Source organism: Oscillibacter sp. CU971 (assembly GCF_905219725.1).
Taxonomy (GTDB): domain Bacteria; phylum Bacillota; class Clostridia; order Oscillospirales; family Oscillospiraceae; genus Oscillibacter.
Genome location: NZ_CAJMXG010000485.1, coordinates 1 through 1,378 on the forward strand (window position 1 = coordinate 1; position 1,378 = coordinate 1,378).

The 1,378-nt window shown below is 55.5% G+C and carries 2 protein-coding genes; both read right to left on the bottom strand.

The annotated features are described in order from the left end of the window. Positions 1-156: 156 nt before the first annotated feature. On the bottom strand, positions 157-828 hold the full coding sequence (locus JX325_RS18355) for a hypothetical protein (protein ID WP_243414155.1): 672 nt from the start codon (positions 826-828) through the stop codon (positions 157-159). 36 nt (positions 829-864) lie between these two features. Further along, the gene (locus tag JX325_RS18810; RefSeq protein WP_374220661.1) at positions 865-1,098 is read right to left on the bottom strand and encodes a PF20097 family protein; all 234 of its coding nucleotides are present in this window, start codon (positions 1,096-1,098) and stop codon (positions 865-867) included. Between the last annotated feature and the right edge of the window lie 280 nt (positions 1,099-1,378).

Consider the following 1,378-nt stretch of genomic DNA (forward strand, 5'->3'; position numbering starts at 1 on the left):
ATCTTCTCCTTATTCCTAACTTAATGACATTAGCTTCCTTAAGGCTCATATTCAACCTCCCCAAAATTCCGCCGCAATCGTCCCGGCCATGCTTTTGGAACCGGGTCCTGCAGTAAGCATACGCCCCCCTTTGCCTGCGCCGGGGGCAGCAGGCGGTTATTCCCTTCCAGAGACAATCTCGGTGCCGCCCCACTCCACGACGGTAAAACCAGTACGGTCAAAGGCGGGAAGATCCTGAGCCGGGATATCCTTCTGGGCGTCCAGCGGCTGCCAGGCCATAAAGACCCGGAGGAGGCTGTCCGGCTCCGGGGAGATGGTCAGCCGGGCATGGTCCGTGTAGGCGGCGGACTGAAAGGAAATCAGATTATAAGGATTCGGCTCCATCCGGGGAAGCCAGTAGACGATGAACTCGTTGGCCTCCCGGCGGGTCAGACCCAGGCGGGCCAGGGCGTCTTCCAAAAAGGCCGCGGTATCTTCGCCGGGGACGCAGAAGCCCTGGGAGAAGTCATACTCCGTCGAGGTAACACCCTCCCAATAGAGATAATTGTAGGTCCAGCCCTCTGCGTCCGTCAGAATTCCGCCGGGCTGAGCCGTCACGCTCCAGCCGCCGTCATAGGCGGGATAGGTGCAGGTCAGGTTCCCATCCAGGTCCAGGCAGACGGTGGCCTCCGTCTCCTCCTCCGGGTAGAGGTAAATCACAGGCTTGGCCAGAGCGGGACCGCCTCCGTCTTCCGGCGGTAATTCCGCCGCCGGGTTCCTGTAATAGAAATAGATAGCAGCGCACAATAGTGCCGCCAGACACAGCAGAGAGATTATAGTCCGCTTCATAAAGGCCCCTCCCCGTAAAAATAAGGAAATGACTTTTCAATCGCCGTCTTCTTTTTTAATCACTACCATTTGGCACTCTGGGCAGTAAAATGCCGGTTCCAAAGCGTAGGCAAACGGGCCGGCGCCGCATGAGGCAATCGTAATTCCGTCCTTTGCCGAAGCCTGCGGACGCCATTCGATTCGCAACGTTTTGTCGGAAAACCACCGGATTGTCCCTCGGCTTTGAATAGACCCCGACTCCATTGTGCGGCTGCAATATGGACAAATCATAGCTTCCCCCTATTCGTTTCTCCAAGCTCCATAGGGCACAATCTCACCAATTATAGGGAACTGCCCAGGGCTGGAGAAGTTCTGCTTCTATCACTTTTTCAGGCCCCACCCAGATGCGATATGCCTGATCCCAATATTGGGGCAGAGTTCCGGCAGGAAATTGCACGGTCAGGCCCTCTTCAGAAACGACAATCCATTCCGGCTTTAAGGAACCACTGATTTAATCGCTGCGGGCAAAGCGAATGGCGCGAAAAAGTTTAAATTATTGCAAAAGCATAGC

Excerpts from the sequence above, each read along its gene's own strand:
- JX325_RS18355 (WP_243414155.1), bottom strand. The coding sequence starts at position 828 with ATGAAGCGGACTATAATCTCTCTGCTGTGTCTGGCGGCACTATTGTGC.
- JX325_RS18810 (WP_374220661.1), bottom strand. The coding sequence starts at position 1,098 with ATGATTTGTCCATATTGCAGCCGCACAATGGAGTCGGGGTCTATTCAA.